At 69.2% G+C, this 6,513-nt stretch carries 8 protein-coding genes; 4 read left to right on the forward strand and 4 right to left on the reverse strand.

Annotated elements, in window-relative coordinates; genetic code table 11:
- Positions 1-303 (reverse strand): hypothetical protein (locus GUY60_RS32150; protein ID WP_161704305.1); only part of this gene is annotated, 303 nt, incomplete at its 3' end.
- Between the two features lie 143 nt (positions 304-446).
- On the reverse strand, positions 447-1,043 hold the full coding sequence (locus GUY60_RS32155; RefSeq protein WP_161704307.1) for an NADPH-dependent FMN reductase: 597 nt from the start codon (positions 1,041-1,043) through the stop codon (positions 447-449).
- Between the two features lie 114 nt (positions 1,044-1,157).
- Between GUY60_RS32155 and GUY60_RS32160 the strand changes: the two genes are divergently transcribed.
- The gene (locus tag GUY60_RS32160; RefSeq protein ID WP_161704309.1) at positions 1,158-2,009 is read left to right on the forward strand and encodes a helix-turn-helix domain-containing protein; all 852 of its coding nucleotides are present in this window, start codon (positions 1,158-1,160) and stop codon (positions 2,007-2,009) included.
- Between the two features lie 30 nt (positions 2,010-2,039).
- On the opposite strand, the gene GUY60_RS32165 is transcribed toward GUY60_RS32160, so the two are convergent.
- The gene (locus GUY60_RS32165; RefSeq protein ID WP_161704311.1) at positions 2,040-2,387 is read right to left on the reverse strand and encodes a VOC family protein; all 348 of its coding nucleotides are present in this window, start codon (positions 2,385-2,387) and stop codon (positions 2,040-2,042) included.
- A gap of 131 nt (positions 2,388-2,518) precedes the next feature.
- Positions 2,519-3,457, reverse strand: a complete 939-nt coding sequence (locus GUY60_RS32170) for a LysR family transcriptional regulator (RefSeq protein WP_161704313.1) — start codon at positions 3,455-3,457, stop codon at positions 2,519-2,521.
- A 263-nt stretch (positions 3,458-3,720) separates the two neighbouring features.
- Here GUY60_RS32170 and GUY60_RS32175 point away from each other — a divergent pair, with 263 nt between their 5' ends.
- From GUY60_RS32175 to GUY60_RS32185, 3 genes are read left to right on the forward strand one after another with little or no spacing between them, the layout of a single operon-like run.
- Entirely contained in the window at positions 3,721-4,692 is a 972-nt protein-coding gene (locus tag GUY60_RS32175; RefSeq protein ID WP_161704315.1) for an ABC transporter substrate-binding protein, read from the forward strand.
- Complete coding sequence (locus tag GUY60_RS32180) at positions 4,689-5,708, forward strand: amino acid ABC transporter permease (RefSeq protein ID WP_161704317.1); 1,020 nt, start codon at positions 4,689-4,691, stop codon at positions 5,706-5,708. The genes GUY60_RS32175 and GUY60_RS32180 overlap by 4 nt, the downstream gene beginning before the upstream one ends.
- On the forward strand, positions 5,705-6,478 hold the full coding sequence (locus GUY60_RS32185; protein WP_161704319.1) for an amino acid ABC transporter ATP-binding protein: 774 nt from the start codon (positions 5,705-5,707) through the stop codon (positions 6,476-6,478). The genes GUY60_RS32180 and GUY60_RS32185 overlap by 4 nt, the downstream gene beginning before the upstream one ends.
- Positions 6,479-6,513 lie beyond the last annotated feature (35 nt).

Below are 6,513 nucleotides of genomic sequence, written 5' to 3' on the forward strand. Positions count from 1 at the left end.
GTCCCCCGCGCCCTGGTCCCCGACCTGGTCCCCGCCCAGGCCGCCGCCGTCGCTGCTGAGTGCGGCACGCGGTGCGGAACCGAGTCGCCGTCCGCGTCGGCAGCGCAACGCCCACGCGGGACGACGCGTACTCGGCGAACTAGGCATCATCGCAAGGGAGTTGAGCACGGCCATGGGGCGGTTCTCGTCGACGGACGAGATCCCGTCGACGGACGAGATCACGGAGTCGGGCGTGATCACGGAGTCGGGCGAGATCAAGGCGACGGACGTGGTCACGGCGACGGGATCGATCACGGCGGCCACGGAGACCGCCGTGTCCGCCGCCGTGGGGCCGACCTGGGTGAACGACCCGCGAGGCGTGGCCTATTGCGCTGGCTCAGTCGCAGTCATGGCTGAGTACAGGGAGGCGACGGTGCCCGCGCCGAGAGGGTGTCGCCGTAGTCGCCCTACGCCGGGTACGGCTCGGCCGCGCGCGCCGAGTGGAGTGCACGGGCCCACCAGGCCAACTGCTCAAGAAGGGTCTTGGCGTACTGAGGCGCGTCGGAGTCCATGGGGTGGCCGTCCTCCCAGGCGGTGAAGTAGTTCGGGAAGGCGAGACCGTCGCGGATGGTCACGGCGTGGAGTTCGGTGAGGACGTTCTCCAGGTGCAGCACCGCGTGCCGACCACCGGCCGCTCCCCCGTAGCTGACGAAGGCGACGGGCTTGGCCGTCCACTGGGTGAAGTGCCAGTCGATGGCGGCCTTCAGGGAGGCCGGGTAGCTGTGGTTGTACTCGGGCGTGACGATGACGAACGCGTCAGCGCTCTCCAGGGCCGAGGTCAGTGCCGCCATCCCGGCCGGGCGGGGGTAGCTTTCGCCGGCGTACTTGGGTGAGGCGGCGGGCAGGGCGAGCGGAATCTCGATGTCGGCGAGATCCACGACCTCCACCTCGAACCCACCGTGCAGGCCTGCCTGTTCGGCGACCCAGGAGCCGACCACGGGGCCGAAACGTCCGTCACGAACGCTGCCGACGATCACTACGAGCTTGTGCTTGTTGTTGTCCATGCCCCTCACGATCGGCCCGCGCCGCGGCGGTAGCCAGACCGTGTCCAGGGTGGCCCCCGCAGGGGCACCCTGAGCCCCTCATCGACGTTCGAAGGGAGTCTTATGCTCAGCAACATGGGGACACCACTGGGGGACTTCGTCCGGACCAAGCGCGACAGCACCCAGCCCGAGTCGCTGGGGTTGCCGGACCGTGGCCGACGCCGTTCGCCGGGACTGCGACGCCTCGACCTCGCTTCACGGGCCGGGATCAGCGTCGAGTACCTGACGCGGATCGAGCAGGGCCGGGACCGCAACCCTTCGGTCGCCGTGGTCAACGCGCTCGCGGACGCGCTGAGCCTGGACACCGCGGAGCGCAACCACCTGCGGTACCTGGCGAAGATCAGCGGCGGCGAGTGTGTCTCGCACACAAGGCCCGCACCCGCACCCGCGCGCCGAGAAGTGCGGTCGTCGATCCGGGACACCTTGAGCCTTCTGGAGCCCGGCATGGCACTGGTGACGAACCGGCTCGGGGACGTGCTGGCCTACACCAGCACGTACGAGTCGGTGACCGCCGGGACCGGGCTGCTCGATACGGAGAGCCCGAACCTGACCCGCTATGTGTTCACCGACCCTCGCGCCCGGACGTTCTTCGCCGAGTGGGACGACATCGCGGACGAGCAGGCCTTCGACCTTTGGCTCGGCCCGTCAGTGGAGAACGCCGAATGGCTGACCTCGGAGCTCGCCCCCGTCGCCGGCCCAGACTTCACGAGCCGCCTCAACCAGCACGTGCTGCCGAAGCGCGGCGTGCTGAGGCTGAACCACCCCTCGGCCGGTGAACTGAGCCTGCGCCGCGAAGCACTCGAAGTCTCCGCGGACGCCCAGCAGTTGATCGTGTACATACCGGCGGACGAGAGCACCGCCGAAGCGGTCGAGCAGCTCCGCCACCGTGGCCGGAGACTCGGCGGCGGACTGCGGGCGATCTCCTAGGGGGCGTCTCCCTCTGGCCCAAGGCCCGCCTCAGCGGTGGCTCAGTACGTTGATCACCTGACCGTTGGGGTCGCGTACGAAGAAGCGGCGTACGCCCCACTCCTCGTCCTGGAGAGGGTGGACGATCTCCGCGCCGGCGGCCTGCACGGCGGCGTGGACCGCGTCCACGTCGTCCACCTCGACGCTCATGTAGGGGGTGACGGGAGCGGTCTTGTCGGCGGTCATCAGGCTGACCTGCGCCGCCGGGACGGTGGGGGAGGCCAGCGTCGCGATCCAGCCGAGGTTCATGACCTCCTCGAAGCCCAACAGGCCGTAGAAGTCGCGGCTTTCCTCCACTGCCTCGGAAGGGATGACGGGCATGACACGGCGAACAGTCATCGGTCTCTCCACGTGGTTGCGGCTCGTCCCCGGAGCGGATCTGGCTCGGAGACCTTGCGGACATCCAGGAGTACCAGGAGTACCAGGAGCACCGGGAGTGCCGGGGCAACCAGGAGTATCGGGGCGAGTACCTACACCGCCGTAGGGAGGTCTCCGTCCAGTGAGACCTGTTGCTCGATCCCAGCGGCCGCGGCCCGCAGTACCGCGACCGCCTGGTCCAGGAACGGGTTCGGGTCGCCCGCGCGGCGGACCGCGAACACGCGGCGTACGTGGGTGGGGTTGGCGAGCCGGATCAGGTGGACGTCGTCCGACTTGCTGAGGGCCAGCTCGGGGACGATGGCGACGCCGAGGCCGTTCCGTACGAGTTCGAAGGGGAGGTTGTAGTCGTTGGTGCGGAAGATGACCTCGGGACGGAAGCCGCCCTCGGCGCAGATGTGGAAGAGGGAGCGGGCGGCGTCGGTGTCCTCGCGGTAGCAGATCCAGCGTTCGCCGGAGAGGTCGCCGACCTGGATGCGTCTGCGGCGGGCGAGGCGGTGCCGCTTGGGCACGAGGACGTACAGCGGTTCCTCGAGGATCAGCGTCCGTTCCAGGTCCGGGGGGTCGTTGCGGGGGACCGTGCCGTACTCGAAGATCACGGCCAGGTCGAGTCGGCCCTCGGCGACGGCGGGCAGGGTGACGGGTGGGTCGCCCTCCTCGTAGCGCACGTCGACATGGGGGCGGTCACGCAGGAAGTCGGTGAGGACGGCCGGCATCAGACGGAAGCCCGCTGACCAGAAGCTGCCGAGGTGGAGCCGCCCGCGTTCGGCCGCGGCGAAGGACCGCATCTCGTCCTCGGCGGCCTCCAGATCGGCGAGCAACCGGGCGGCGCGGCGGGCGAGTTGGGCGCCCGCGGCGGTCGGGCGGACGCTGCGCGGGGAGCGTTCGAAGAGGGGCACGCCGAGGGTGCGTTCCACCGAGGCGATCTGTTGTGAGACCGCGGAGGGGGAGTAGCCGAGGCGGCGGGCGGCGTCGCGCAGTGAACCGGTGGCGACCACATCGCGGATCGCCTGCAACTGCGTCGGTGTCAGCATCAGCAGAACTTAACAACCGCCGGTGGAGCGCCGCCAGAGACGTGCTCCGGATCATCCGGCACGGGATCGGGGCTTCATCCGGTTCTTGAACATTCCTCGCAGGTGGGAGGCGTAGCGGCACAAGGCTTGAGCAACAGTTCAACTGAACAACCTGTGCGGCAATGTTCATTGTGGCTCATCTTGTGCTGCCGCTGTGGCTGGCGCAGATTGAGCGGCATTGACCGGCCGGAATCAGGTTCGGCGGACCCAGGAAAGGCACTGCCATGGATACACGGCTCCCGGGAGCGCGCGCCCGACGGACCCAGCGCGCCGCAGTCGCCGGTGTGGCGCTGGCCGGACTGCTGTCGCTGCTCACCGCGTGCGGCGGCACCCCCTCGGCCGGCGCCGACCGTACGGGCCCCGCCGCCGACGGAGCCGCACCCGCCGCGCAGCACAAGGATGCGAAGCTCGCCGCGCTGCTGCCGAAGAAGGTCAGGGACTCGGGCGAACTCGTCGTCGCGGAGGGCGACGACTACCCGCCGCTCGTCTCCCTGGCGTCCGACAACAAGACCCTCGTCGGCGTGGAGCCCGAACTGATGCGGGCCATCGGCCAAGTCCTGGGCGTGAAGGTGAAGTTCTCCACGGCCAGCTTCGACAGCATCATCGGAGGCGTCCAGTCGCGGCGCTACGACCTGGCGATCCAGGCCATGCTGGACAAGCCGGAACGCCGCCAACACGTCACGTTCGTCGACTACTTCAAGACCAGCAGCTCCATGCTCGTACAGCAGAAGGACGCGAGCGCGGTCAAGTCGCTCGGGGACCTGTGCGGCAGAACCGCAGCGGTCGAGAAGGGCACGGCCCAGGTCGAGGACGTGGAGGCGCAGGCGAAGAAGTGCAAGGCCGCGGGCAAGCCCGCCGCGAAGACTCTGGTCTTCCCCGACTCCGTGGGCTGCTTCCAGGCCCTGTCGACGGGCCGAGCCAACGCGTTCGTCGGCGGCACCCCCACCGTCGCGTACCAGGCGGAGCAGTCGAAGGGCCAGCTGAGCCAGGTCGGTGAGCCGTACAACTTCCTGCCGTACGGAATCCTCGTGAACAAGCAGGACAAGGACCTGGTCGACGCGGTGCGGCAGGCACTGCAGAAGGTGATCGACAACGGCGCGTACGGGAAGATCCTCAAGCGCTGGAACGTCGAGTCCGGCGCCGTGGACCGTGCCACGGTGAACGGTGAGAGCGCCACGAGCGGTGGGTCGGAATGAGCGAGTCCACTCTCCCCGTCACACGGGTGGTCAAGGCGAGCGCGAGCGGCCGCGGCGAGATCGACGCGGTGCCGCTGCGTCGCCCCGGCCGCTGGATCGCCTCGGCGGTGCTCGCGTTCCTCGTGGTCTTCCTGATCCAGGGCTGGGCCGGCAACGAACGGATGCAGTGGTCCACGGTCGGTGACCACCTCTTCGCCCCCGTCGTCCTCGAAGGCCTGGTCACCACGCTCTGGCTGACGGCCGCGGCCATGGCCATCGGTGTGGTCGGCGGCGTGCTGCTCGCCGTGATGCGCAGGTCGGACAACCCGCTGCTGTCGCGGCTGAGTTGGGTCTACATATGGACGTTCCGGGGTACGCCGCTCCTGGTCCAGCTGCTGTTCTGGTACTTCCTCGCCGCGATCGTGCCGCAGGTCGGGATCGGGGTGCCGTGGGGGCCGACGTTTGTCGAGTTCGAGACCAACCAGCTGGTCACGCAGACCACGGCCGCGCTGCTCGGGCTCGGTCTGCACGAGGCGGCGTACATGGCGGAGATCGTCCGTTCCGGCATCGCCTCCGTGGACGAGGGCCAGTCGGAGGCGGCGAACGCGCTCGGTATGACGCGACGCCAGACGCTGCGGCGCATCGTGCTGCCGCAGGCGCTGCGCATCATCATCCCGCCCACCGGCAACCAGGTGATCTCGATGCTGAAGACCACCTCGCTGGTCTCCGTGATCGCCGTGCCCGAACTCCTCACCTCCATCCAGGCCATCTACTCGCGCAACTTCCAGCAGATACCGCTGCTCACCGTGGCCTGCGCCTGGTACCTGCTGACGGTGTCGGTGCTGAGCGTCGGCCAGTACTACCTGGAGCGCAGGTACGGGCGCGGCGCAAGCCGTGACCTTCCGCCCACGCCCCTGCAACGCCTGCGCACCGGCCTCGCCACACGCAAGCCCGCGCCCGCGCACTCGTCCTCGCCGGCGCTGAGCAAGACGCCCGCGTCCGGGACCACCACGACCGCACCCTCGGAGGACCGATGACGACAACCGCAGCGCCGGTGGTGCGCGCCGAGGGCGTGCACAAGAGCTTCGGCCGTACGGAGGTGCTCAAGGGCATCGACCTGACCGTCGACGCGGGCGAGGTGATGTGCCTGATCGGCCCGTCCGGCTCGGGCAAGTCGACCTTCCTGCGCTGTATCAACCGCCTGGAGACCATCGACGCGGGCCGGTTGTACGTACGCGATGAACTGATCGGTTACGAGGAGCGGGGCGGCCGGGTCCATGAGCTGTCGGACACGGGGATAGCCCGTCAGCGGCGCGGGATCGGGATGGTGTTCCAGCGCTTCAACCTGTTCCCGCACATGACGGCCCTGGAGAACGTCATGGAGGCACCCGTCCAGGTCCGTAAGGAGTCCAAGGCGGAGGCGCGCGAACGGGCACGGGCCCTGCTCGCCCGGGTGGGGCTCGCCGAGCGCGCGGACGCGTACCCGGCGCAGCTCTCCGGCGGTCAGCAGCAACGTGTGGCCATCGCACGGGCGTTGGCGATGCGGCCCGAGCTGATGCTGTTCGACGAGCCCACGTCCGCGCTCGACCCCGAGCTGGTGGGTGAGGTCCTCGATGTGATGCGCGGCCTTGCGCAGGACGGCATGACGATGATCGTGGTCACGCACGAGATGGGCTTCGCGCGGGAGGTCGGGGACTCGCTCGTGTTCATGGACGGCGGAGTGGTCGTCGAGTCCGGCCACCCGGCAGAGGTGCTCGGCAACCCTCGCCATGACCGGACGCGGACGTTCCTCGGCAAGGTCCACTGACCGGAACCCCGCACCCCGCCCCGCTGTCTCCGCAC

The organism is Streptomyces boluensis (assembly GCF_009908195.1).
Lineage (GTDB): Bacteria > Actinomycetota > Actinomycetes > Streptomycetales > Streptomycetaceae > Streptomyces > Streptomyces boluensis.

Bases quoted from the DNA above. Each gene is read 5' to 3' on its own strand.
- GUY60_RS32155 (WP_161704307.1), bottom strand. From the start codon at position 1,043: ATGGACAACAACAAGCACAAGCTCGTAGTGATCGTCGGCAGCGTTCGT.
- GUY60_RS32160 (WP_161704309.1), top strand. From the start codon at position 1,158: ATGGGGACACCACTGGGGGACTTCGTCCGGACCAAGCGCGACAGCACC.
- GUY60_RS32165 (WP_161704311.1), bottom strand. From the start codon at position 2,387: ATGACTGTTCGCCGTGTCATGCCCGTCATCCCTTCCGAGGCAGTGGAG.
- GUY60_RS32170 (WP_161704313.1), bottom strand. From the start codon at position 3,457: ATGCTGACACCGACGCAGTTGCAGGCGATCCGCGATGTGGTCGCCACC.
- GUY60_RS32175 (WP_161704315.1), top strand. From the start codon at position 3,721: ATGGATACACGGCTCCCGGGAGCGCGCGCCCGACGGACCCAGCGCGCC.
- GUY60_RS32180 (WP_161704317.1), top strand. From the start codon at position 4,689: ATGAGCGAGTCCACTCTCCCCGTCACACGGGTGGTCAAGGCGAGCGCG.
- GUY60_RS32185 (WP_161704319.1), top strand. From the start codon at position 5,705: ATGACGACAACCGCAGCGCCGGTGGTGCGCGCCGAGGGCGTGCACAAG.